Annotated in this window: 1 protein-coding gene; it reads left to right on the top strand. The window is 42.2% G+C overall.

What is annotated here, in order from left to right:
- The coding region (locus J8M01_RS23830; protein WP_211059609.1) for a DDE-type integrase/transposase/recombinase at window positions 1-396 on the top strand (396 nt) is incomplete at both ends.

Genomic DNA, 396 nt, shown 5'->3' on the forward strand with positions numbered 1-396 from the left:
GAAGCGTGTTGAACGTGTTTACAACATGCTTAAACTCAACTTAAGACGTAAAGGAAAACGCCGTGTACCAACGAGAGCGCCAGAACCGTTAAGTGCCCCAGCAGAACATAACGAATCTTGGTCAATGGACTTTATGAGTGATGCATTAAGCTATGGACATCGGTTCAGAACATTGAATGTACTCGATGACTTCAATCGACAAGCATTAGCGATTGAAGTTGATACCAGTTTAACGGCTGAGAGAGTAATTAGGACACTAAAACAGATCATTGCTTGGCGCGGCAAACCAAAACAAATTAGAGTAGACAATGGCCCAGAGTTTACTTCCACTATGCTTGAAACGTGGGCGATGGAAAACAGTATTAAGCTAGAGTTTATAAAACCTGGTAGCCCTTA

It is taken from the genome of Pseudoalteromonas sp. MMG005, assembly GCF_018101015.1.
Lineage (GTDB): Bacteria > Pseudomonadota > Gammaproteobacteria > Enterobacterales > Alteromonadaceae > Pseudoalteromonas > Pseudoalteromonas aurantia.